Raw genomic sequence first — 24,015 nt, 5'->3', positions numbered from 1 at the left:
TTCCTTCTTAGTTCACGAGCGTCTTAGTTCACAAGCGCCGGCGTGGCGGACGGCAAGGGGGTGGACGACGGGGCGGATGCGCCCGGACCGACCTGCACCAAGGCGCCCTCGCCTTCGCTTTGCGTCCAGTCATAGGCGGCGTACAGGCCGGCGTAGCATTCGTTCAGCGCCGTCAGGCCATGGCTGAAAATGCCATGCGTGACGTACAGGTAAAGCGGTTGGCGGGTCTTGCCGCGCAGGGCGCGGGCCAGTTCCAGGAACGTGCGGCCGCCGTCGCAGATGTCGTCCACGACCAGCACGGGCTGGTCGGGAATATCGTCGGGCACGCGTGTTTCAACGATGCGGCCGGTTTGCGGGTCGCGCACTTTTTCGGCGTAGCGCACGTCGGCCACGCCCAGCTTCTTGGCAAGCGCCTGCACGCGCTTGCGAGCGCCCGCATCCGGCGCCATCAGCGTCACGCCGCCCGCGAACGCCGGGGCCGACAAGGCGCGCGCCACGAAGGCGCTGGCGTCGATGATGCGCACGCGCTGCAACAGCGCGGGGGTGACGTCGCTATGCGGTTCGGTGATGGTAACGGTGGCGTACTGCTGATCGTTGATCAGCTTGCAGAACACGGCGGCGCCCAGCGCCTCGCCCGGATTGCACACCCGGTCCTGGCGCGCATAGGGCACATAGGGCATTTCCAGATGAACCGGCGCGGCCGGGTTCAGGCGGCGCAGCGCATCGGTCAGCATCAGCAGCTGCATGACGTCGTTGGCGGACGTCAGGAGGGCGTGGATGCGGAACTCGGTGGCGGCATCGGCCACCGCGCGCAAGCTGGCCGGCACGGTGACCTGGCTTTCGCCGCCGGGAAATACGAACGCCGCAGGCGTATCGCTTTGGCGCTGTCCTTCTACTACCGCAGTGATGGTGAACATAATCAGCCCTTAGTGGCATTTCAAAACTAAGTGAGGCAAGTATATGCCGACTTATTGTTAGTTTGCAACTATGTAGAAAATTGCGTTGGCCTGGCAGGACTCATCCGACGCTGCGGTCGAACAGGGCAAAGTCCTTCAGGCGGTACAGGCGCGCGGGGCGCTGCGCCCCCGTCACGAAGTCGCTGGTGGCTTCCAGCACGCCCCAAGCGTCCATCTTCCTGCGGAAGTTCGATTTCTCCAGACGCGTCTGCAAGATGGCTTCGTAGGTGTGTTGCAACTCGGTCAAGGTGAAGTGTTCCGGCAGCAGGAAGAAGGGCAAGGTCGAATAACTGGATTTGCCGCGCAGGCGAGCCACGGCGGCAGCGACGATGTCGGCATGGTCGAACGCCAGGGGCGGCAGCGCGTCCACGCTGACAAAGCGCAGGCCCTGCCCCGCCGCTTCCAGTTCGGCGGCCGGCACCAGCGCCACATACGACACCGACAAGGACCACTGGCGCGGGTCGCGGCGCGGCCCGGAAAACACTTGCAGCTGTTCAAGATAACGCGGCTCGAAGCCGGTCTTTTCACGCAGCACGCGGCGGATGCTGGCTTCGGTGTTGTCGTCTTCGTCTGCGTGGACAACGCCGCCCGGCAAGGCCATGGCGTCCTTGAACGGCGCGCGGTCGCGCTGGTGCAGGGCAATTTCTAGCGCGCCGGCCCGCAAGGTAAGCAGGACGGCGTCAACGGTCACGAGAGGCAGTGGATAGTCCACGTGGCGGTTCCGGAATAAAGGCTTCGGGGCACGATGCCACTATGGCGGCCTGCGGTCAATCGCAGGCGGAATCAGGGGCCGAGATACCGAGGATCTCGCCTTCTTGAATTAGCCGAAATAGCCGGAAAATCAGATGCAATAAAAGGAAAATAGCGTAAATGTTCTACACTTACGCCCGGGAACACCGCGTGGCGCTATGCCATGCGTGCTGTTCCCTTTGTTTTTTCCACTCAAAATCCCAGGAGATCCCCGGATGAAAAAGACGCTGCTCGCCGCTGCAATGCTGACCGCTTTTACAGGCATTGCACAGGCAGAACCGTCAGTCACCCTCTATGGTGTCATCGACACCGGCATCGGCTACAACAAGATCAAAGGCGACGGCTACAGCGGTAGCAAGCTCGGCATGATCAACGGCATCCAGGCCGGCTCCCGCTGGGGCCTGCGCGGATCCGAAGATCTGGGCGACGGCCTGCGCGCCGTGTTCAAGCTGGAAAGCGGCTTCGATTCCGCCAATGGCCAGCGCGGCCAGTCCGGCCGCCTGTTCGGCCGCCAAGCCACCATCGGCCTGGCCAACGACGCCTGGGGCCAGTTGGACTTCGGCCGCCAAGCCACGATCGGCTCGAACTACCTGGCCGACATCGATCCCTTCTACACCAGCTACACCCAATCGAACCTGGGCCTGGGTTTCAGCGCGGCCAACACCATGCGCTGGGACAACATGGTCATGTACCGCACCCCGTCGGTGAACGGCTTTGAATTCGGCATCGGCTATTCGTTCAACGCAGACGACAACAATGCCGACCAGACCGGCTTCCGTACCGCCGACAACACGCGCGGCATCACGGCCGGCCTGCGTTACGTGCAAGGCCCCTTGAACGTGGCCCTGACCTACGACCAGTTGAACGGCGCCAACCGCAGCGGCATCGACAGCGACGCCACGCCGCGCCAGTACGCGCTGGGCGTGTCGTACGACCTGGAAGTCGTGAAGCTGGCGGCCGCCTATGGCCGCACCACCGACGGCTGGTTCGTCGGCCAGGACCTGCCGGCCGGCACGCCTTTCAGCGACGAATTCGGCACGAACCGCTTCGTGAACGGCTTCAAGGCCAACGCCTACATGCTGGGCGCGACCCTGCCGGTCAGCGGCGCCAGCAGCCTGTTTGCCTCGTGGCAGCACGTGGCCCCGTCCAATGACAAGCTGACGGGCGGCGACGCCAACATGAACGTCTACAGCGTGGGCTACACCTACGACCTGTCCAAGCGCACCAATCTGTACGCCTACGGCTCGTATGGCACGGACTACGCGTTCATCGACGGTCTGAAGAGCACCGCCGCGGGCGTGGGCGTGCGCCATCAGTTCTAAATCAGTCAGAACGCGCTAGCGCCATGAACAAGGGGCGCGCCCAGGCCGGGCGCGCCCCTTGTTCTTACACGTTCAACGCGCCTGCGCGCGTTCCAGTTGCTGAACGATTTCCGCCTGCCCGCGTTGGCGCGCGTGGTGCAGCGGCGTGCGGCCTTCGCGGTCGGGCAGATTCACATCGGCGCCCGCCGCGATCAACAGCGCCACGATCGCCTGGTGCCGGGGGCCGCCGTCTCCCAGGATGATGGCTTCCAGCAAGCCCGTCCAACCCAGGCGGTTCACGTGATCGGGGTCGACACCCGCTTGCAGCAGCGTTCTGACGACTTCCACATGGCCGCGCTCGCACGCGGGAATCAGCGCCGTGCCGCCGTAGCGATTGGTGCTGGTCAGGTCCGCGCCGTGGCGCAGGGTCAGGTCGAGGATCTCGCGATAGCCGCGCGCCCCGGCCAGCAGGTAGGCGCTGTCCTGCATGCCGTTTTGCGCGTTCACGTCCGCGCCCGCCTCGATCAGCACGCGCGCCGCCTCCACGTGGTTGCCCTGCGTGGCGCGCAGCAACGCGGTGTTGCCCTGCGCATCGCGCGCGTCCAGCGGCACGCCCTGCCCGACCAGTTCACGCACGCGCGCGGCCTGCCCTTGGGCGGCGGCCTCGCGCAATTGCGCGGCCGGGTCCACGGCCGCGCGGGCCTCGCCGTCCGACACGCCCATTGCGCCCAGGGCGCTCAACGCCAATACGAAGCAGGCGCGCCAGTGTTTGCTCGTTGCCATTGCCGGTATCCTCCCCGTCTGAATCGAGGACCGATTATGGACAAGCCCATTCGTAATGGGAAATCGGCGCAACGACTGCGGCGTGCAATACGGGGGAAACACGGCGCGGTCATGATTGGATACCTTTAGATTGCCGCAATACGGCCCGCCCATGACTGCTTATCCTGCTCCTCGCCTGACCCTTTCCCCTCTCGCCCGCCTGCTGGCGGCGGCCCTGTTGCCGCTGGCGCTGGCGGCCTGCAACGGCGGCGGGGATGACGATGATGACACCCCGGCCTCGCCCATCGTGGTCGCACCGCCCGCCGTGGATCCGGCTCCTGAAACCGATCCCGCGACTGACCCTGAGGTCCCTGCCCGCAACACGGCCTATCTGAACGCCAAGCCGGGCGATGTCATCCAGGTCAGCATCGACGATCTGCACCCCACGCAGGCCGCCATCGGCTACGACCAGATCTACTACAAGCTGGGCCGCTGGCAAGGCGACTTCAACCGCTCGTGGGCGGGCGACAGCGCGCGCCAACTGGATTACCTGGATCGCACCGTCGGCAAGAAGTTCGACGATTACTGCGAGGACATGGGCGGCGTGGAGCGCGCCGCGAAGTTCGCCGACCTTGCCGCCGCCCAGGCCGCGCGACTGGACCAGCCCGCAACCTTCGCCTGCAAGGACGCACCGGGCACGCACGCCGAAAACCTGAAGACCGTGGTGGTCGGCTGGGACGGCAATCTGTATCTGACCGACGGCCATCACACGTTCTCGTCGCTGCGCGAGATATTCGACGGCGGCCCCAAGTTGCCCGTCTGGGTCAAGGTGGACGCCAACTACAGCGACCTGCCGACCGCCGCCGCATTCTGGCAGCGCATGGTCGACGAACGCCGCGCCTGGCTGCGTGATGGCCAGAACCAGCCCATCACCGTCGACCAACTGCCCAGCCGCCTGGGGCTGGCCAGCGCCGGCGAAGCGGGCGGCATGCAGGAAGACCGCTATCGCTCGCTGGTGTACTTCACGCGCGACATCGCCTACCAGAATGGCGACCTGCCCGAATTCGCGGAATTCCTGTGGGGCGACTGGCTGCGCCGCCAAGTGGCGGCCGGCCAATTGCCGGGGCTGGAGCAATACAAGATGGTCGCGCCCGCCCTGCCCGCACAGATCCTGGCCGTCAGCACGCTGAGTTCGACCCTGGCTCCTGGCGGCGCGAACGACAGCTATGCCGCCGCCGTGCGCGACGCGTCGCTGAAAATGGGCGCGCTGGCCGATACCGACATCGTCTTCGACGACCGCCAGGCGCAGACGCTGGGCCGCATCCCGCTGTCCGCCAACGTGCTTGCCGGCATCTCCATCAAGAGCCAGCGCGATGCACTGGAGGAATTGCCCCGCGTCGACGTCAAGGCCGACGGATCGCCGCGCAACGCCGGCAAGCTATGGTTTGCCGTCAATTACCGCAACTGCGGCAAACCGGCGGCCGGCACCTGCTGGGGCTGGTAAGTATTTTTTGCGCGATTCGAGTATCTTGTGCGTCTTCCACGACCTTTTTGAGACCCAGCCATGCCCATCGAGCCCTCCACCGCCAGCGCCCACGCCGCCCCCAGCGCGGACGCGTTTCTGCAATTCCTGGTCAATCTGGTGAACAACGGCAGCCAGCTGGAAAGCATTGGCGTCACGTTGCAAATGGGCGGCATGCTGGTGTCGGGCTCGATCGTGTCGGGCGCGGAATACTTCGACCGCTTTGCCGCCAGCTTCACGGGTTCGCTCGATATGCTGGATACCGACTCCCGCGACGCAGTGCGTCGGTCGCTGGCTGAATTGGGCGATGTCTTCCGCGTGCCGCAACCGGTGGACCCGCTGCCCAACTACATCCACCTGGCCGATGCCCTGTTCTTCACGGCGGATGGCACGCCCATTGCCGGGCAACCGACGCTGTGGCGCGGTCGGACGAGTTCGGTGGACGGATTTATCCTGGGCCGCTTGCAGTCGGAAACGGGCAACTAAACGGGCACAGCCAAACGGGCAACTGCACGGGCAACCCAGACAGGCTAGCTTTCCGCCACACCTGCGAAGCGTGTGGTGGACGCACTGAAAGAGCGCCAGGCGTTGCTGTCGGCTTCGAGCCAGATGCCCAGGCATTCGGCGCTGAGCGGGGCGGACAACGCCGCGCCGCGGAACAGAAGATCGCTGTGCAGGCGCATCCATGCGAAATCACGGATGTCTTCGACGCCGCCCGCCACCACTTGCAGGTTGGCGCACCAGGCGCGCTCCATCAGCGTGAAAAAACGGCCTTGCAGCGTGCGGTTTTCGGACAAGCCCAGCGGCACCTGTACATGCAGGCCGTCGGCGCGCAACGAACCATGAGCCGACGTCTTGCCGCGCTGGGTGCCGGGCACCAGCCGCGCGCGCAGCCGAGCCTGGAATTCCGGATAGCGCGACAGCACGTCGGCGTGGTCCGACAGGCGATCGGTCAAAGGTAGCGTGAAGGTGATGCGCTTTGTGGGCATCAGTAGCGGCGCGGCGTCGTCGTAGCGGGCCTGCTTGTTGACCCAGACGGCGTTTTCCAGCACGCCGATACCCAGTTCAGTACACAGGCGTTCGGCAAGATCGCCATGGCCGCGTACATCGAGCGCGTGCTCGAACGACAGTTCGATGGGGGTTTTGAATTTCTTGAAGAAGGACACGCCGGCGATCAGGCTGGCGCCCAACCCCACGGGGTTCAGGCTGCTCCAGGGGGATGGCCGGTAGCGCCCCATCACCGCGTATTCGTGGACTTGCCCCTGAGCCGTGAAAACGGGTTGGAAGCGCAGCACGACAGAATCTTCGGACAGGGTCCAGGACCGGGCGTCGTCTTTCATGGCGTGACCCGAACGAAGGGGTGCGCGGAGGGGCGGAGCCGGGTCAATAGCATGCTGTTCTCGATGAGCGTCTGAACGCCGTGGTGACGCAAGCCCCCGGCGCGTGAACCCGGCGGGCGGCAGCATCTTGGCGAAGTCGGAATCCCACAAATAGTGCCCAACGCTGCCCGGCAAAAGAACAAGAAATTTCTCAAATTAAGGGATCGCGAGACACGCATTTTTCGCCCCCTTTTTTGCATCCCCGGGCCCGATTCCACTTTGAGATTCTTCTTATTCACTGGGTAAGCAGGTGTTTCTACCATGCGTCAAATGCTGGTAGAAGACCATGGCGCTCCCGCCCTAGAACCCCAAGCAGCGCCGCGCGCCGCCTCGTTGTTACTGCACTTTCTTGCAGTGGCGCTGCTCGTCTGCATCGCGGCCGGGGCCACGCTCTATCTGTATTGGGCGTTCAGCAACGTCGTGTCCAACTACCGGCGCCACATGAACGCCGCCGCCTACGAAGCCCAGCATTTCTTCGACCAGCGCGAATCTCTCCTGCGCGCCATCTCCGCATCGGCGGTGCGCAACACCAATCAAGACCCCATCAGCAAGACCCCCACGCATTTCGGCAAGACGGGCCAGGTGGAAGTCCTGCCGCTCCAGGAAGGCCCGGATGCTTACGACTGGGCGCTGGTGCTGACCCCGCGCGACCTGCGCCGCGTGGCGCAGGCGAACACCCGGATCGTCTACAGCGCCGTGCGCCACGCCAGCACGGTGCCCGTGGCCTCGCATGACCAACCCGCGACGCCCGCCATTCCCGCATCCATCCAGCAGTGGCTGGCGTTGACGCTGGCCGACGTGCAGACGCGCGCGCCTTCCAACGGCCTGTCTCCCATCGTCTGGCTGCATCCGCCGCACGATACCGTCAAGCGCCTGTTCCTCTTCACGCCGCTCGATGCCGTGCATCCCGAGGCCGCATGGATCGGCCTGGAGGTCCATGGCGTGGAATCGGCCGTCAACGCGCCGCGCACCGGCGCGGGCGACTACGTGCTGTTCGACGAAATGAGCCGGCCGGTGCTGCGCAGCGCGGGCGCTTCCACCCAGGCGCTGCCCCACACCACCCGCGAAGACGCGTTCGGCTTGCAGGGCCAGGGCTGGTTGCCGGACTACCTGGTCCTTAGCAAATCCGTCGGCGAAGATGGTTGGCGGCTGGTCTATTACGCGCCGATGCGCCACGTGCTGCGCGACAACGCCATTGCATTTCAGACCGCCGCCATTGCCTCTTTGCTGCTGATCATCACCGTAGTCATGCGCGTGCGCTACATCCGTCGCCGACTGGTGCTGCCCGCGCTGCGCCAATACGAAGCGCTGGCCGACAGCGTCTCGCTGAACCGCAAGCTGATCGAAGTCGCGCCCGTCGGGCTGTGCCTGTTGCGGCGATCGGACCGCGCGGTCGTGCTGTCCAACGACATGGCGCGCCGCTGGTTCCAGGGCACGCCTGGCTGGCGCACCGAGATCCTGTCCGCGCAAGGCGACGAGGCCGGCCGCGAGCACCGGCTGAACGATGGCCGCACCGCCTACCTCAGCTTCGCGCCGACCACCTACCGGGGCGAGGCCGTGGTGCTGTGCGGCATCAGCGATATTTCCGCGCTCAAGCGCATCGAACAATCGCTGCTGCAAGCCAAGCGCGACGCCGAGGCGGCCAACCAGGCCAAGACCGTATTCCTGACCACGATGAGCCACGAAATCCGCACCCCGCTGTACGGCATTCTTGGCACGCTCGAACTGTTTTCGCTGACCCGCGTGAGCGGCCAGCAGGCGCAGTACCTGGAAACCATCCAGCAATCGTCCGCCACGCTGCTGCGCACCATCAACGACACGCTGGATCTGTCGCGCATCGAGGCGGGCCACACCGTGCTGGAGCGCGCGCCATTTTCCCCGGTCGAACTGCTGAACAACGTGGTGGCCAGTTTCGCCGCCCGCGCCCACGCCAAGGGCGTGCGCAGCTATGCGGTCGCGGACCCGGACGCCCCGCCCGCCGTGATCGGCGATGCGACCCGCATCCGGCAGATCCTGGACAATCTTGCCAATAATGCGATCAAGTTCACCGACTCGGGCCAGATCGTCCTGCGCCTGAAGGTCAACAGCCGCACCCGCGACAGCGTGGACCTGTGCTTTCAGATCGCCGACACCGGCGCCGGTATTGCGCCCGAACATCAGGCGCGGCTGTTCGAACCCTATTACCAGGTGGACGCCGATAACTGCGTCACGTTGCCGGGCACCGGCCTGGGGCTGTCCATCTGCCGCAGCCTGTCCGACATGATGAACGGCCGCCTGAACGCCGTGAGCGAACCGGGCCTGGGCACCAGCATCACCTTTGAAATCCGTCTGCCGCTGGCGCCCGAAGCGCTGGACGCCGCCGCGCCCGACCTGGCCAGCAGCCTCGTCTACGTGCAAGGCGCGGTGCCGGAAATCGTCCACAACCTGTGCGACTGGCTGCGCCGCTGGGGCGCGGTCGGCCTGCCCTATCCGGCAGGCGGCATCTCGTCGAGCGAACCGGCCGTGCTGGTGCAGGCATGGCCGCACGCGCAAAAGATCGGCAACTGGATCGGCCCCCAGGTCATTCTTCACCCGCCGGGCCTGCGCCCCCGGGTCGAAGACAGCCATCGCAACTGGTTTGCCAGCTCGTACAACCTGTCCAGCATCAACCACGCGGTGCGGCTGGCGCAGGGCGGCGCGGCGCGCAGCGCGTCGTTCGATCCCAAGGCTCCGCTCGAGAATCTGGGGCTGCGCATCCTGGTCACGGAAGACAACCCCATCAGCCAGCTGATCCTGCGCGAGCAGCTTGAACACATGGGCTGCACCGTAGTGCTGGCCAGCAACGGCCAGGAAGCGCTGAACCTGCCCGACCTGATGAACTTTGACGCCGTCCTCACCGACCTGAACATGCCGTTGGTTGACGGCTATGAGCTCACGCGGATCCTGCGCAAGCGCGGCTATGAACGGCCTGTCCTCGGGGTGACGGCCAATGCGTTTCCCGACGAGCAACGTCGCGGCATCAGCGCCGGCATGACCAGCCTGCTGGTCAAACCCCTGCCCCTGACCGTGCTTCGTCAAACGCTGCAAACGGTTAAAGAACTCCGGAGTTGACGATGTTATCCGTGTACAAGGTCTTGGTCCTGGACGACCATGCGTTCCAATGCGCGCAAATGCGCGGCTTGTTTCTCGAAGCGGGCTTCGAACACGTGGACATGGCGAACACGGCGCGGCAAGCGCTGGACAAGTTCCAGTCGCATTCCTACCAGTTGGTGCTGATGGATCTGAATCTGCCCGGCATGGACGGCGTGCAGTTCATCCACGAACTGGCCCGCATGCAATGCCACCCCATGCTGGCGATCACCACCGCCTGCTCGCGCCGCATCATGAACAGCGTCAGCCTGATGGCCAAGGAAAAGGGTCTGTCCGTGATCGCTGCCCATACCAAGCCGATGACGCGAGAACACGCGTTGGACCTGGCCAAGCGGCTGCGCAGCCAGGTCGGCGATCACGCGCCGCCGCCCACGCCGATCACCCAGCCCGCTCCGCTGTTCGACCGGGCCACGCTTGAAAAGGCCATGTCGACCGGCCAAATTCAAGCGTGGTTCCAACCCAAGAAAGCCTTGGCGACCGGCAATATCGTGGGCGCGGAAGCGCTGGCGCGATGGCATCACCAGGAATTCGGCTTCATGCTGCCGGCCTCGTTCCTGGGTGCCGTGAAACATCACGGCCTGGATCACGCCCTGCTTATCCGGATGCTGGACGATTCACTGTCCGCCTATATCGAGTGGCGGCGTCTGGGCACCCGGATGCCGGTATCTGTCAATCTGCCCACGCGCCTGCTGGATGAACCGGATCTGCCTGACCAGCTTTACAATCTGGTCGCGGATCGCGGCGTCCCCTTCGAAGACGTCACGTTCGAACTGCTGGAAGACGAAACCACTTCGATCCCCGGCCACTATTACATGGGCGCAAGCCGGTTGCGCCTGAAAGGCTTCGGCCTGGCGCAGGATGACTTCGGCAAGGGATACAACTCTATGTACACGCTGATCTCCACGCCGTTCACCGAGCTCAAGATCGACCGCGCCTTCGTCAATGGCGCCGCCCAGGACCGGGTCCGCGCCGCCGCCTTGCTATCCTCCGTGCAACTGGGCCGCCAGTTGGGCTTGCAAGTGACCGCCGAAGGGGTGGAATGCACGAAAGACCTGGAGTTTCTGCGCGAAATCGGCTGTGATTTCGCGCAAGGCTTCCTGATATCCGCCGCCGTCAACGCCCACGACTTCACCGATCTGCTGGCGGACGAGCCCCGGCCCTACGCCACCCACCCGCTTTAGGATCCATACCCGCGTATGCAGGAAACGCCGTTTAGCAGGATTGCACGCACCTCGCGCCGGCTGAACATCGCGCTGTTCGGCATTTTGCCCATTGCACTCATCCTGATCAGCGCCCTGCTCTGGGGCGCACAGCGCATCATCAAGCAGGAAGAAGACCGCCTGCTGATGGATTTCGCCGTGGTGGTGGGCTATATCCACGAACAGGAAAGCTTCCTGATCCAGTTCAATAAGGAAAACCAGCGCCTCGATGGCCGGCCGCCGGTGGACGACACCGAACTGACCACGCCGCTGGATTCCAGCCACCTTGGGCTGCGTATCTATCGCGGCCAGCACGCGATGGTGGCCATGCCGTTCTCGCTGTTCTGCGCCTACCCGTCGGAATGCCCGGTGGCCGACAGCCCCGTGCCAGCCGCCGCCGGCTATTTCGCGGACTTCTACAGCACGTTCTGGGCCAATTCGTACTTTCCTGCTGCCGCCGCCTTTCTGATCAATCGCAGCGACAGCGTCGGCGTGGCCGTGCCGGCCATCAACGTCAAGCCGGGCTATGGCGAACCCTTGCTGGAAAACACCTTGCTGCTGGTGGATGACGCCGTGCGATCGCTGCTGTCGCCGCGCACGGTTCTGCATCCGTCCAAAGAACCGCCCACCTCCGCCTCCGGCTCCGGCATGGGCGTGGCGGGCCCGCAGATCCGGTGGTTTCGGCCGGCCGGACTGCCCGACCGCATGGTCGGCATCATGCCGTCGGGCCTGACCGGTTCGGCCTGGACCAATCGGGGCGGCGGCGAACCCGATGTCTATGTCGCCTCCATGTTCAGCCGCCGGCGAATCAATATCTACGACCGGGTGCTGCCCTCCCTCCAGTACGACGGCTTCTGGTTGAGCCATCGCGACGTCGGCCTGATGATCGGCGATGGGCCCGCGCCCGTGGTCGGCCACAGCGGCCTGCGCGCGACCGCGGGAGGCCTGATCCTGCAAGTCTCCGACCCCTCTGGCATCTGGACCGCGCATTACCGCGTCACGTATCGCAATTTCTTCGAAGACAATCTCTGGTTGCCGATCAGCGCCGCGCTCTTGCTGCTGTTGAGCCTGGCGGGCGGCATCGGCTACCAGCGCTGGTACACGCGCCGCGTCATCGAACCGGCGCAGATTGCGCATCGGGACATCGCCGAAAGCGAAGAATTCAACCGCACGCTGATCCAGACCGCGCCCATCGCATTGTGCGTGCTGGCGCGCGCGAATGGCGACGTGCTGTTCGCCAACAGCCTGGCCCTGCAATGGCTGGGCGCGGCCACCGGCCAGGGCCTGCGCGATTCGCCCGCCGCGCGCCCCTTGCTGGACCAGGTGCTGCATGCGTCACGGCCCGGCAACATCGAAACCTTTCACGCCGACGACGGCCGCCCGCTGTACGTGGCGTATTCGCCCACGCGCTACAAAAAGCAGGACGTGGTGCTGTGCGCGTTTGCCGACATCAGCGCGCGCGCCGAAATCGAACGCGCACTGGCGCAGGCCAAACGCGACGCCGACAAGGCCAGCGAAGCCAAGTCCACGTTCCTGGCCACCATGAGCCACGAAATCCGCACCCCGCTCTACGGGGTGCTGGGTACGCTGGAGTTGATGGGCATGACCGAGCTGAACGCCGAGCAGCGCCAGCACCTTGAACGCATCCAGAACTCGTCGGTGATCCTGTTGCAGCTGATCAGCGACATCCTGGACATCACCAAGATCGAATCGGGCCAGTTGGCGCTGGAATCCAGCCTGTTCCGACCGCGCGAACTGGTGGAAAGCTGCACCCGCTCTTTTGCCGCCCTGGCCCGCCAAAAGGGCTTGCTGCTGTTCGCCAGCGTGGACGGCGAAGTCGCCCCGTGGGTGACGGGCGATCCGGTGCGGATCCGGCAGATTCTCAGCAACCTGCTCAGTAACGCCATCAAGTTCACCGAAGCCGGCCACGTCATCGTGCGGCTGCGCGGCGCCACTCGCGCCGATGGCGCGCAGATCCTGACGCTACAGGTCGTGGACACCGGCATCGGCATCGACAAGGAAGACCAGGCGCAGTTGTTCAGCCCGTTCTTCCAGATCGACAGCGCCAGCCACACCGTGCGCGGCGCCGGCATCGGCCTGTCCATCTGCGCGCGGCTGGCCAGGCTGATGGACAGCGATATCCGCCTGACCAGCGAACTCGGGCTGGGCAGCAGTTTTTCGCTGGATCTGGCATTGCAGCCGGCCGATGGCCCCCCGCTGGACGAACCCGACCTGCACGGCATCCGCGTGCTGGTGCGCAGCCCGCATCGCGAACTGACCGACAACGTCTGTGAATGGCTGACCCGCTGGGGCGCCGACGCCCGCCCCGCCCCCGCCCCCGTCGGCCAGGGCGAGCCCGACGACGTATTGCTCGACATCCTGGGCGATTCCCACTCCCCGCCCGTCGGCTGGAAGGGCCATTTCCTGTCGGCCGGCGATCCGCGCGAATCTGCCTTGGGGCTGCCGGACCAGGTGGACGGACATGACCTGGACAGCATCGGCTTCGGCATCTCGCGGCTGGTGCGCGGCGGTCCGCCCGTGCCCGCTGTGCCCGCCTCCACCGCCGCCGCCGAATCCTTGCAGTTGCGCGTGCTGGTCGCCGAAGACAACCCCATCAATCAGGCCACGTTGCGCCACCAGCTGGAGCAGTTGGGATGCACCGTCACCGTCGCCGGCAATGGCGCCGAAGCGCTATCGATGTGGACGATGGCGTACTACGACGTCCTGCTGACCGACGTCAACATGCCCAAGATGAACGGCTACGAGCTGACCGGCGAACTGCGCACGCGCGGCTTTGCCCAACCCATCATCGGCGTCACCGCCAATGCGATGCGCGACGAAGAAGTGCGCTGCATGGCCGCCGGCATGAACTCCTGGCTGGTCAAACCGATCGAACTGAGCGCCCTGCGCCGCCACCTGGGCGACATCAAGCCGTACCGGCCTGAAACGCCTGCCGGCCCGACCGACGACGACGACGCGCCTGCGAGCGCAGAGAGCGACGCGCCGGCCGAATCGCCGGCTGCGGTCGATTCGCCAGCGGATGATTCGCCGAAGGTTGATTCGCCGACGGTTGATTCGCCTCTGGATGATTCGCCGACGCTTGTTTCGCCCACTGTTGACGCAAACCCCGAATCCCCACCACCCGCCCCCCTGGTGCCTGCCCAATACCGTCGGCTGTTCCTGGACACCATGGACGGCGACCTGAACAATCTGGATCAGGCCATCGCCCGACGCGACGTGCGCGCCGCGCTGCAAACCATGCACCGGATGCGAGGCGCGCTGGTCATGGTGAAAATGACAACACTGTCATCCGATTTTCATGCCGCTGAAGTCAAGCTCAGGCGCGACGGCAGCGACGACGCCGTATTTCAAGAAATCATCAGTTTGATGCAGGCACTCAGGAACTTGCTGGCTCAAGTGTGAGTCTTGGTACAGAATGAGCCCGATTGCCCCCACGTTCACCCCACGGCGCCCAAGAATGGAACGACTCCGAATTGTCCTCGCCGACGATCATCCGCTGGTGCTTGCCGGCATGCGAGATCTGCTGGAAAAGGATCTCAGCGTTGAAGTCACGGCGCTGCTCGACAGTCCGACGGCGCTGGTTGACCATCTGACCCGCGACTTGCCGCACGTCGTCATCACCGACTATTCCATGCCGGGCGACGAGACCTATGGCGACGGCATCCGCCTGGTCAAGTATCTGACGCGGCGTTTTCCGAAGACGCAGGTGGTCGTGCTGACCATGGTGTCCAACCCCATGATCATCTCGGCCATGTACGACGCCGGCGTCGCCGCCGTCGTGCTCAAGCGCGACAACCTGGCTGAAATCGTCACTGCCCTGCGCACGCTGCAAGCGGGCCGCAAGTACTATCCTCCTGGCTTCCAACGCGACGGCACGGTCGATTCGCGCAGCAAATTCATCGGCGAGCGCATCAACAGCCTGTCGCCCAAGGAATTCGAAGTGCTGCGCCATTTCATTCGTGGTGAATCCATGATGCAGGTGGCCGAGACGCTCAAGCGCAGCGTCAAGACGGTCAGCGGTCAGAAAATATCGGCCATGCGCAAGTTGAACGTGCAGACCGACCAGGAATTGGTCGCATTCTGTGTGGAAAGTGAAATCTTTCAGTAGGCAAACCGAGACGCAAGGCATGACGCAAGACTTGATTCACACCACGACCGGCCGGGACGTGGACCGCAAGACGCTACAGGCATTGATTGAACAGGCGGCCGGCCAGCCCCTGTCATTCGAAGACTGCGACTTCCAGCACGCTGATTTTTCCCGCCTGGACCTGCGCGGCGCGCGCTTCACGGCCTGCGCCATCGCTGGCGCGTCGTTCCAAGGCGCCACGTTGGCCGACACCACCTGGGTGCGCTGCCGGGGCGGCCAGGCCAACTTCGCGTCAGCCGACGCCAGCGACGCGGTCTTTCAAAATTGCGACCTGAACAACGCCAAGTGGCATCGCGCGCGCCTGTCCGCCGCCCGTTTCCAGGGCTGCAAGCTGACCGGCTCGGATTTCGACGGCATCGCCTGCCTGGGTTGGAGCGTCGAAGAATGCCTGCTGGTCGGCGCGCTGTTGCGCGGCGTGTCGTTTCGCAAATCGGCCATCATGCAGCTGGACTTTTCCGACGCGGATCTGGCCGGCAGCGACTTTCGCGACACCGTCTTTCACGGCGGCAGCTTGCGCAACGCCAACCTGAAGAACGTCCGCTTCGAAGGCGCGGACCTGCGCGAAGTGGACTTGAGCGGCATCGACCTGACCGCCGCCGCGCGGCTGGCCGGCGCGACGATTTCCAAGACGCAGGCCGCCGCATTGCTGGCCGAGCTGCGCATCAGCGTCATCTGAAGCGCGTCAGGGTCATACCGGGCACATCTTCATATCACCCTGCGCGCTTCATCATCTGGCGGATGCACACCATCCGAAGCGCGGCAGGATCGCGCATCGACTTCATCAGAACTCTACCCCCCAGCACCCACCCGCGCCACGCAGACCCATCAGGGCCGGCGTCGCACGAAGCGCTGTTCGACCACCACGCTGCCCCACTGCCGGCCTTCGGATTCGTCGGTCAGCACAAAGCCGGCCGCTTCGTACAGATGGCGCGCCGCGTCCAGGCCCTTGAAGGTCCATAGATAGGTTTCGGCATAGTGCGCGTCGGCAAACGCCAGCGCGCGCGACAGCAGTGCGCGCCCTACGCCCAGGCCACGCAGCGCGTCGTCCACGATGAACCAACGCAGATGCGCCTGGCTGCTGGCCAGCTCGCCGTCGATGACGATGGAGGCCAGCGTGCGGCCGCCGGGTTCGGCTTCCGCGTAGCGCCACAATCCCTTGCCGCGATGCGGCAGCGCTTCGGCGAACGCCGCCAGCTCGGTGGCGACCTTGCGTTCGAAGTACACGCCAAAGCCCGAGGCCTGGGCGTAATAACGCGCGTGCAGGCTGGCGATGTCGCCGATGCAGCCCGGCCCGTAGCCTTCGACGATCTGCTCGTCGATGGCAAACGCGGCGGGCGTCAGGTTGGGGTTCTCGCGCGACAAGGCTTCCGCATATAGCGACATGAAGCGTATCAGCGACTGCTGGTCATCCGGCGTCAGGCGGCGCAGCGCGTGCGACACCTGATCGGTAGCGAACTGGTCGATGCGCGCGCGCAGCGCCAGCCCGGCGTCGGTCAGTGTCAGCCTGGAGGCGCGCGCATCGGCGCTATCGACTTCCCGGCTGATCAGTCCAGCCGACTCCAGCTTGGCCAGTTGGCGGCTGGTGTTGGATTTATCCAGCCGCAGAATCGTTGCCAGGTCGCGCGCCTGGATGCCGGGTTGCAATCCGATTTCGATGATGGCGTGCACGGCGGACGGCGCCAGCTCGCTGCCCGCGAGCGACGTACGCATGAAACCCAGCTCGCGCACCAGCTTGCGTGAAAATTCCCGCAGATCGCGGATGGTCTGCTCGCGGGATTGAGGGGGAAAATCGATCAGGTCCATGACGCGTCCCGAATAAAAGTTGCGGCCCGCAACCAATATAATTGCGGATCGCAACCAAATCAATCGGGATTTTCAGCGATCTTCGGGCCGTGGCGGTAACGTCACTTCGGCGGCCGGCGCGGGCGGCTTGCGATGAAACCGGACTTTGCGCAGGTAAAGGCGCAGCGCCTGCCAATGGATGCGCCACACGACGCCCAGCGTCATGAACGGCATCGCCGCCACCGCGCGCGCCAAGCCTGCCGTGCTCATCGGCACGCTTTCGCCCCGGATCGACGTATGCAACAGCGGCCGCGCCTCTCCGGGGTCGTCGTAGTAATCGATGATCGCCGAGCGCGCGCCGTTGCCGCTGCCGATGCGGAACCGGTAAATGCCGGTCACTTCGCAAAACGGCGACACGTGAAATGCCTTGTCGCTTTGCAGCGGCTGACCGTCTTGAATAGCCCCGCCATCCGGGGCGCGCAGCACATATTGATGGCGTTCGCCGAAGGTGTTGTTGACCTCGGCGACCAGCACGCGCAAGTTCCCATCGGTGTCGTGCACGTGCCAGAAGCTGACGGGGTTGAAGACGTAGCCGAACAGTCGCGGAAAGCATTGCAACCACACCGCGCCCACGTCGATGTCCACGCCCGCCATGTCCAGCCGCGATTGCAGCCACGCCATGGGATCGCCCCCGTCGCGCGCGCCATGGTCGGCGTAGTGAAACGCGACCGGGCGGCGGCGGTTCACGCCAAACAGCCACGAGGCGCGGCCGTCGTAGCGCGCGGTCTGATCGATGCGCAGGCGCAGGCAGAACACCGGGTAGGTGAAGCGGTGCGTCACCGGACGCGTGCGCGCATGCAGCACCCGCGCGCGCACCAGCTCGATCAGTCCGTCGGTCTTCATCTTGCGGTGTCCCAGGGCGGATGCACGCCAAAGTCGGCGGCCACGCGGACGGCCGACGCCAAGCCGTCTTCATGAAAGCCATAGCCCGTCCACGCGCCGCAGAACCAGACTCGGTCGCGGCCCTGGATGGCGGGCAGCAGGCCCTGCGCGTGGACCGCGTCGCCATCCAGAATCGGGTGCTCGTAATCGTAGCGGCCCAGCACCTTTTCGGGCGCGGGCTCGCGCTGCGGGTTCAGCGTCACGATCACGGGCTGCTTGAACGGCAGCGGCTGCAACACGTTGAGCAGATAGCTGACCGTCATGGGCGCATCCGGTGTCGGCCCGGCCAGGTAGTTCCATGCCGACCACACCGCGCGGCGGCGCGGCAGCAGCGCGGTGTCGGTATGCAGCACCGCCACGTTCGGCTGGTAACGCACGCGCGACAGCACGTCGCGCTCGGCCTCGTTGGCATCCAGCATCGCCAGCGATGCGGGCGCGTGACAGGCCAGCACTACCGCGTCGAACTGGTCGACGTGCCCCGTCGTGCGCACCTGCACGCCATCCGCCAAGCGCTTGACGGTATGCACCGGGCTGGACACGCGCACGTCCGCGATGCGCGGCAGCATCGCCTGGACATAACGCTGCGCGCCGCCCTCGACCGTCTTCCATTGCGGCCGCCCGGCAACCTGCAACAGCCGGTGGTTCAGGCAGAACGACAGGAAGGTGCGCGCGGGTTGCGCCAGCACCTGGCTGGGCGGCGTGGACCAGATTGCGCCCGCCATGGGCAGCAGATACCAGTCGCGCATCGGCTGTCCATAGCCCTCGGCATCCAGCAGGTCGCCCAGCAGCGCATGCGGACCGCTGCGCGCCAGATAGGCGGCGGCGTTCCGGTTAAAGCGCAGGATGTCGCGCAGCATGCCCAGGAACGCGGGCCGCAAGAGATTGCGGCGCTGCGCGAACACGGTGTTCAGATTGGTGCCCGCCCATTCCAGATCGGGCTGCGTCAGCGACACGCTGAATGTCATGTCGCTGGCGTGTACCGGAATCGACAGGTGCTGGAACAAACGAACCAGATGCGGGTAGGTCAGATCGTTGTGCACCAGGAAGCCGGTGTCCACCGGATGGCTGATGCCGTCCACATGGGCGTCGACGGTATTGGTGTGGCCGCCAACCCGGGCCTCTGCTTCGAACAAGGTCACCGAGTACTTCTCGGACAGCAGCCACGCCGCGCTCAGGCCCGCCACGCCGCCGCCGATGACGGCGATGCGGCTGCCTGGGGGAAGCGGGGCAATGGCGGGGGAAGCAGCCGGCGCTGCGTCCGGGGACGTCGAGGAAAGGGTCACCATTGCGCCGCCTTGTCGGGATCCATTGAGGCCAGATTAAACCATCAAGACGGCCCATTCGGATGACGGCGCCTGCGGAAAAAAACGCCTGCCGCGCGCTGCCCGGCAAGCGACATCAGCGGGAGATGGCATGGACTTATGCCGGCCGTTGAAACTTCCCGCGCGCAGCCTGCACGGCCGCATGGCAGACGCAGCCGCTCATATGGTCGTTGACCATGCCGACGGCCTGCATGAAGGCGTACATCGTGGTCGGCCCCACGAAGGTCCAGCCACGCTTCTTCAATTCCCGCGACAGGCGCGCCGACGCGGCCGACGTCGGGTTGCCATTCCAATAGGCCAGGTCCACCGAATCGGGACGCTCGCTGGCGGCGGGTTCGTGCCGCCACAGCCAGCTCGCCAATGAACCGCTCTCGTCGGCCAGCGCCACGGCGCGGCGCGCATTGTTGATGGTGGAGACGATCTTGGCGCGGTTGCGCACGATGCCCGGGTTGCCCATCAGCCGCTCGACGTCATGTTCGGTGTAGCGCGCCACGCGCTCGAAATCGAAGTCGTCGAACGCCTCTCGAAACGCCTCGCGCTTGCGCAGGATGGTGATCCAGGCCATGCCGGCCTGAAAGCCTTCCAGGCAGATTTTTTCGTACAGGCGGCGGTCGCTGCCCACGGGAAGGCCCCATTCGTGGTCGTGGTAGTCCGGCATGGACGGCTGCCAGAAACAGCGCGGTTCGCCGCCAGCATCCAGGATCAGGCCCGCCACCTCCAGCGCGGGGTCGGCCTGCGCGACGCGCCCGGGCGCCGGGTTCGGCCCCTGATCCTTTGCCGTCATTGCTTGCCGGGAACCGGGCAGCTCGTGTCGCCCTCTTCGCATTGCAGGTAAGCGCGCAGCTCTTTCGTGCGCGCCTGCGTCAGCTTGTCCAGGCAGAGGCTCAACACCATTGGATAGGCGCTGCCACCCGAAGTGCCGCCCGATGAAAAGGCGCATTCCGCATCGCGGAAAAACAGCCAGGCCTTTTGCGCGGCCTGCAATTTGGTGGTCTTGATGCTGTCGTCTTTCAGGCGCTCGACCACGCTGCGATACGCATCGTTCAAGTCCTTGTCGGACTTGCGGTAGTCCTGGTCGGCACACAGATTCATGTCGGTCTGCGTGGTGGCGTTGTCGCACTTGAGCGGCTGCGCGTGCACGCCAGCCGCCAGCAGCAACGCAGCGGCCGTGCCTATCGCGATACGCATGGGCATACTCCTGATTCTCTGTGGGGGATGGGCAAGTGTCGCATGGATGGCCCCCCGCGCGCATGCCGCCCCGCGCGCAGTGGCCTAAGATACTGCCCATGAAAATTCAATTGCTCTCAGACCTGCACCTGGAAACCGACCCGGGTTTCATCGCAGGCCCCACGCCCGGCGCCGACCTGCTGGTATTGGCTGGCGACATCGGCTCGTACCGCCAGGGCTCCCGACTGGCCAGCGACGATTTCGGCCTGGGCAGCTACGCCCCGCGCAATGGCTGGCCGACGCCCGTGGTGTTCGTACCCGGCAATCATGAATACGACAATCTGGATTTCGACGAAACCCACGACCGCCTGCGCGAGCTGTGCCACGCGCTGGGCATCCAATGGCTGGAACGCGAGACCTGTGTGATCGACGGCGTGCGCCTGGTGGGCACCACGTTATGGACGGATTTCGACGCGTTGGCCACCGACACCGACCCGCTGGGCGTCGTCCTGGCCAAGCGCGCCAAGGCGTTTCGCGCCGCCGACTTCTATCTGGAAAAAGCGCAGATGCGGCGCAACGGCGCGCCTTTCATGGCCGAGCAGATGCGCGAACAAGGCCTGGCCTGCCAGCAGTGGCTGACCGACGCGCTGCGCACGCCGTTCGACGGCCCCACCCTGGCCATCACCCACTTTGCTCCCACGCTGGCCAGCGCCGACCCGCGCTACGGCATCACCCCCGGCACGGCGGGCTTTTGCAACGCGCTGGACGCACTGTTGCCGCTGGCCGATTGCTGGATGCACGGGCACCTGCATTGCCCGCACGACTACGTGAAAGACGGCTGTCACATCGTGGCCAACCCGCTGGGGTACGCCAAGAAGGGCGAACAGGCCGATTTCCAGCCCGCCCGCCTGTGGCAAGTGCCTGCGGGAACGTGAGGCTGGCGCTCAGGCCCTAAGTGCGACGGGCGCCCGTCTGGACCGGGTTACGGCTCCAGCCCCGCGACGGGCAAGGCGAACAACACCACGGCCGGGTTCGCCACGACGAATCCCGTACCCGCCACGAACGCGACGGGCGACAGCAGCTTCATCGCATCGGCGCTGGCCTGCGAATCCTGCACCGTCACGCGATAGGTCTGGTCCAGCGCGGTGGACGTGGCCACGCCCGCTTGCGCAGCGCTGGGCGTGCCCGGCCGCGCAACGTAGCGCTTGCCCTTCAGATGATGCGTGTAATAGACCAGCCCATCCTTGGTCGTCTGGAAGTGCATCGCCAGCGCCTGTGCGCGGTCGCGCGCCGTCGCGTCCGGGCTCAACTGCAAGCGCACCAGGCCCCAGGTGTAGCCATCGGCGCCCACGTTGAAGTCGCGCAGCACCACGGCGGTCAGCCGGGACCGGAAATCCGAGGACAAGGCCTGCGCCATCGGCGCCGGCATGTCGAACAGATAGTGGTAGTGCGGCCCCAGCACCGCGAAGGTCTTGCTGTCGGACGACACCATCAACGTGGAAACGTCTTCGGTGTAAGTCCGGGTCGACGCGCAGCCTGTCGCCAGCAGAGTCAGCGCGGACAGAAGCCAGAGGGTCAGGATGCGTCGCATGAGCGGGCCGGGGTCGGTAAGGAAGGCTGGGGCGGCGCGCCCCAGCGGCGGCGGCGTCAGGGCGCCGGGTTCGGGTAACGCACGTGGATCGCGTCGATCGCCTTGAGCAGTTCGGGCGACAGCGTGACGTCCACGCTGTCGATGTTTTCCTTGAGCTGCTCCAGCGTGGTCGCGCCGATCAGGTTGCTGGTGACGAACGGGCGCTGGTTGACCCAGGCCAGGGCCATGTGCGTGGGCGACACGCCGTGCTCGCGCGCCAGCGCCACGTATTCTGCCGTGGCGGCTTCGGCCTGCGGATTGCTGTAGCGGGTGAAGCGCGTGTAGCGCGTCAGGCGCGCGCCTTCGGGCCGCGCCCCGTTCAGGTACTTGCCGCAAAGCATGCCCATCGCCAGCGGCGAATACGCCAGCAAGCCCACGCCTTCGTGATGCGTGAATTCCGACAGGCCGATTTCGAACACGCGGTTCAACAGGCTGTACGCGTTCTGAATCGACACGACGCGCGGCAGGTCCTGCGTATCCGCATGGCGCAGAAACTGCGACAGACCCCACGGCGTTTCATTGGACACGCCCACGTGGCGGACCTTGCCGGCGCGCACGAAGTCCTGGAGCACCGACAACGTTTCCTCGATCGGCACGGTGTGCTCGTCCTGGACCCAGGGGTAGTTCAGCTGGCCGAAGGTGGCCGTGGTGCGGTCGGGCCAGTGCAGCTGATACAGGTCCAGGTAATCCGTCTGCAAGCGCTTGAGGCTGGCGTCCAGCGCTTCGGTCAGGTTCTTGCGGTCCAGGAAGGTCTTGCCGTCGCGGATATGGCCGGGACGCTTGGGGTCGCGCACCGGGCCGGCCACCTTGCTGGCCAGCACGATCTCCTGGCGGCGCTTGGTGCGCGCCAGCCACGTGCCGATATAGGTTTCGGTCAGCCCTTGCGTTTCGGGCTTGGGCGGCACCGGGTACATCTCGGCCACGTCCACCAGGTTCACGCCGCGCGACAGCGCGTAGTCCAGTTGTTGATGGGCTTCGGCCTCGGAATTTTGCTCACCCCAGGTCATGGTGCCCAATCCAATCAGGCTGACATCCAGGTCGGTACGGCCGAGTTTGCGGGTTTTCAAGTTCTGCTCCGTGCGGGTCTTGATAGGGGAAAGCCGACACCTTACCGCAAGAAGTTGGCGTTTCGCTGAGAGGCCCTGCGGGCATCCCTGATCTTGCCGCCGCCGGGCAATCCGCATACGCTGGCGAAGTCCGACGGGGAGCGCCATGCTCAGGAATTTCAACGAGTCTTATCTCTTCTTCATTGGCGTCCTGGTTTTCCTGGGCGTGATCGAGCTTGGGTTCCGACTGGGCCGCAAGCAGAGAAAGCCCGCCGACGAGGCGCACAAGACGCACATCAGCGCGCTGCAAACCGCCCTGCTCGGCCTGCTGGCCCTGCTGCTGGGTTTCACATTCGCCATGTCCGTCACCCGCTTCGAGGCGCGCAAGAACCTGGTGCTGGAAGAAGCCAACGCCATCGGCAACGCGTATTGGCGATCGCAGCTGATCGCGCCGGCCGCGCGCGAGAAGGTCCCGCCGCTGCTGCTTGCCTACACCCGCGCGGCGCTCGAACTGCACGAGGCCGAAAACGACGCCCCCCGCTTTGACGCCGCCAACGCCACCACGCGCAACATCGAACGGCAGATCCGCCTGATCGCGGCGGCCAGCGCCGACAACCCGCCGGCCATCTCCACCATCATGTTCATCCAGGCCATCAACGAGATGGCGCAAGTCAACGAGAAACGCCGCGTCGCGCTGGAAAACCACGTGCCCGAGCCGGTGTTCTATCTGCTGTTCATCGTCAGCATCGGCGCGGTCGGCTTCATCGCCTACGGAACCGGCCTGCACGCGCGCAGGCGGCTGGTGTCCACGGGCCTGTTCGCCGCCCTGATCTCGCTGGTGCTGACCTTTATTGTGGACATCGACCAGCCCGGCACCGGCGTGATCCAGGTCAGCCAGGAAAGCATGGAGCGCATGCAGAAGACGCTGGAAAACGAGCTGTAGCGCCAGTCGCCGGGCAA

General features: G+C 65.2%; 21 protein-coding genes. 10 read left to right on the top strand and 11 right to left on the bottom strand.

Annotated elements, in window-relative coordinates; genetic code table 11:
* Positions 1-23: 23 nt before the first annotated feature.
* Together prs and API01S_RS15720 are read right to left on the bottom strand one after the other, a co-directional pair.
* Positions 24-917 (bottom strand): ribose-phosphate diphosphokinase, encoded by an 894-nt coding sequence (gene prs / locus API01S_RS15725; protein WP_050729344.1) that lies wholly within the window; start codon positions 915-917, stop codon positions 24-26.
* Between the two features lie 100 nt (positions 918-1,017).
* On the bottom strand, positions 1,018-1,668 hold the full coding sequence (locus API01S_RS15720; RefSeq protein WP_006221403.1) for an NUDIX hydrolase: 651 nt from the start codon (positions 1,666-1,668) through the stop codon (positions 1,018-1,020).
* A 253-nt stretch (positions 1,669-1,921) separates the two neighbouring features.
* Here API01S_RS15720 and API01S_RS15715 point away from each other — a divergent pair, with 253 nt between their 5' ends.
* Entirely contained in the window at positions 1,922-3,028 is a 1,107-nt protein-coding gene (locus API01S_RS15715) for a porin (protein ID WP_050729345.1), read from the top strand.
* A gap of 72 nt (positions 3,029-3,100) precedes the next feature.
* Here the strand turns inward: API01S_RS15715 and API01S_RS15710 are convergent, their stop codons facing one another.
* The gene (locus tag API01S_RS15710) at positions 3,101-3,790 is read right to left on the bottom strand and encodes an ankyrin repeat domain-containing protein (protein WP_156329894.1); all 690 of its coding nucleotides are present in this window, start codon (positions 3,788-3,790) and stop codon (positions 3,101-3,103) included.
* A gap of 151 nt (positions 3,791-3,941) precedes the next feature.
* Here API01S_RS15710 and API01S_RS15705 point away from each other — a divergent pair, with 151 nt between their 5' ends.
* Together API01S_RS15705 and API01S_RS29435 are read left to right on the top strand one after the other, a co-directional pair.
* Complete coding sequence (locus API01S_RS15705) at positions 3,942-5,273, top strand: ParB/Srx family N-terminal domain-containing protein (RefSeq protein WP_050729346.1); 1,332 nt, start codon at positions 3,942-3,944, stop codon at positions 5,271-5,273.
* Positions 5,274-5,333: 60 nt separating this feature from the next.
* Entirely contained in the window at positions 5,334-5,777 is a 444-nt protein-coding gene (locus API01S_RS29435; RefSeq protein ID WP_006221407.1) for a hypothetical protein, read from the top strand.
* A 44-nt stretch (positions 5,778-5,821) separates the two neighbouring features.
* Here the strand turns inward: API01S_RS29435 and API01S_RS15695 are convergent, their stop codons facing one another.
* A complete protein-coding gene (locus API01S_RS15695) occupies positions 5,822-6,631 on the bottom strand; it encodes a hypothetical protein (RefSeq protein ID WP_061305192.1) in 810 nt (269 codons plus the stop codon).
* A 309-nt stretch (positions 6,632-6,940) separates the two neighbouring features.
* Between API01S_RS15695 and API01S_RS15690 the strand changes: the two genes are divergently transcribed.
* From API01S_RS15690 to API01S_RS15670, 5 genes are read left to right on the top strand one after another with little or no spacing between them, the layout of a single operon-like run.
* Positions 6,941-9,760 (top strand): ATP-binding protein, encoded by a 2,820-nt coding sequence (locus API01S_RS15690; RefSeq protein WP_084802441.1) that lies wholly within the window; start codon positions 6,941-6,943, stop codon positions 9,758-9,760.
* A gap of 2 nt (positions 9,761-9,762) precedes the next feature.
* A complete protein-coding gene (locus API01S_RS15685) occupies positions 9,763-10,980 on the top strand; it encodes an EAL domain-containing response regulator (RefSeq protein WP_006221410.1) in 1,218 nt (405 codons plus the stop codon).
* Positions 10,981-10,995: 15 nt separating this feature from the next.
* Entirely contained in the window at positions 10,996-14,421 is a 3,426-nt protein-coding gene (locus API01S_RS15680; protein ID WP_050729347.1) for a hybrid sensor histidine kinase/response regulator, read from the top strand.
* 55 nt (positions 14,422-14,476) lie between these two features.
* Positions 14,477-15,127, top strand: coding sequence for a response regulator (locus API01S_RS15675; protein ID WP_050729348.1), 651 nt, complete (start codon positions 14,477-14,479; stop codon positions 15,125-15,127).
* Between the two features lie 19 nt (positions 15,128-15,146).
* Positions 15,147-15,842: a pentapeptide repeat-containing protein gene (locus API01S_RS15670; protein WP_050729349.1), complete on the top strand. Its 696-nt coding sequence runs from the start codon at positions 15,147-15,149 to the stop codon at positions 15,840-15,842.
* Positions 15,843-15,991: 149 nt separating this feature from the next.
* Here the strand turns inward: API01S_RS15670 and API01S_RS15665 are convergent, their stop codons facing one another.
* The 5 genes from API01S_RS15665 to API01S_RS15645 all read right to left on the bottom strand — a co-directional run bounded on the left by API01S_RS15665 (position 15,992) and on the right by API01S_RS15645 (position 20,400).
* Complete coding sequence (locus API01S_RS15665) at positions 15,992-16,969, bottom strand: bifunctional helix-turn-helix transcriptional regulator/GNAT family N-acetyltransferase (protein WP_050729670.1); 978 nt, start codon at positions 16,967-16,969, stop codon at positions 15,992-15,994.
* Positions 16,970-17,041: 72 nt separating this feature from the next.
* A complete protein-coding gene (locus API01S_RS15660) occupies positions 17,042-17,851 on the bottom strand; it encodes a DUF1365 domain-containing protein (RefSeq protein ID WP_050729350.1) in 810 nt (269 codons plus the stop codon).
* The gene (locus tag API01S_RS15655; protein WP_050729351.1) at positions 17,848-19,176 is read right to left on the bottom strand and encodes an NAD(P)/FAD-dependent oxidoreductase; all 1,329 of its coding nucleotides are present in this window, start codon (positions 19,174-19,176) and stop codon (positions 17,848-17,850) included. Before API01S_RS15655 ends, API01S_RS15660 begins: the two co-directional genes overlap by 4 nt.
* Positions 19,177-19,309: 133 nt before the next feature.
* Positions 19,310-19,996 (bottom strand): DNA-3-methyladenine glycosylase I, encoded by a 687-nt coding sequence (locus API01S_RS15650; RefSeq protein ID WP_156329895.1) that lies wholly within the window; start codon positions 19,994-19,996, stop codon positions 19,310-19,312.
* Complete coding sequence (locus tag API01S_RS15645; RefSeq protein ID WP_039883565.1) at positions 19,993-20,400, bottom strand: lysozyme inhibitor LprI family protein; 408 nt, start codon at positions 20,398-20,400, stop codon at positions 19,993-19,995. Before API01S_RS15645 ends, API01S_RS15650 begins: the two co-directional genes overlap by 4 nt.
* 98 nt (positions 20,401-20,498) lie before the next feature.
* Between API01S_RS15645 and API01S_RS15640 the strand changes: the two genes are divergently transcribed.
* Positions 20,499-21,314, top strand: a complete 816-nt coding sequence (locus tag API01S_RS15640; RefSeq protein ID WP_061305191.1) for a metallophosphoesterase — start codon at positions 20,499-20,501, stop codon at positions 21,312-21,314.
* A 47-nt stretch (positions 21,315-21,361) separates the two neighbouring features.
* On the opposite strand, the gene API01S_RS15635 is transcribed toward API01S_RS15640, so the two are convergent.
* The gene (locus API01S_RS15635) at positions 21,362-21,970 is read right to left on the bottom strand and encodes a hypothetical protein (protein ID WP_061305189.1); all 609 of its coding nucleotides are present in this window, start codon (positions 21,968-21,970) and stop codon (positions 21,362-21,364) included.
* Positions 21,971-22,026: 56 nt separating this feature from the next.
* Positions 22,027-23,076: an NADP(H)-dependent aldo-keto reductase gene (locus API01S_RS15630; RefSeq protein WP_061305187.1), complete on the bottom strand. Its 1,050-nt coding sequence runs from the start codon at positions 23,074-23,076 to the stop codon at positions 22,027-22,029.
* A 145-nt stretch (positions 23,077-23,221) separates the two neighbouring features.
* Here API01S_RS15630 and API01S_RS15625 point away from each other — a divergent pair, with 145 nt between their 5' ends.
* Positions 23,222-23,998, top strand: a complete 777-nt coding sequence (locus tag API01S_RS15625; RefSeq protein ID WP_006221422.1) for a bestrophin-like domain — start codon at positions 23,222-23,224, stop codon at positions 23,996-23,998.
* The last annotated feature ends 17 nt before the right edge of the window (positions 23,999-24,015 follow it).

The sequence above is a fragment of the Achromobacter piechaudii NBRC 102461 genome (genome assembly GCF_001571245.1).
GTDB classification, from domain to species: Bacteria; Pseudomonadota; Gammaproteobacteria; order Burkholderiales; family Burkholderiaceae_B; genus Achromobacter; species Achromobacter piechaudii.
Note: the sequence above shows the minus strand (reverse complement) of the source record. Positions and strands in the feature narration are given on the sequence as shown.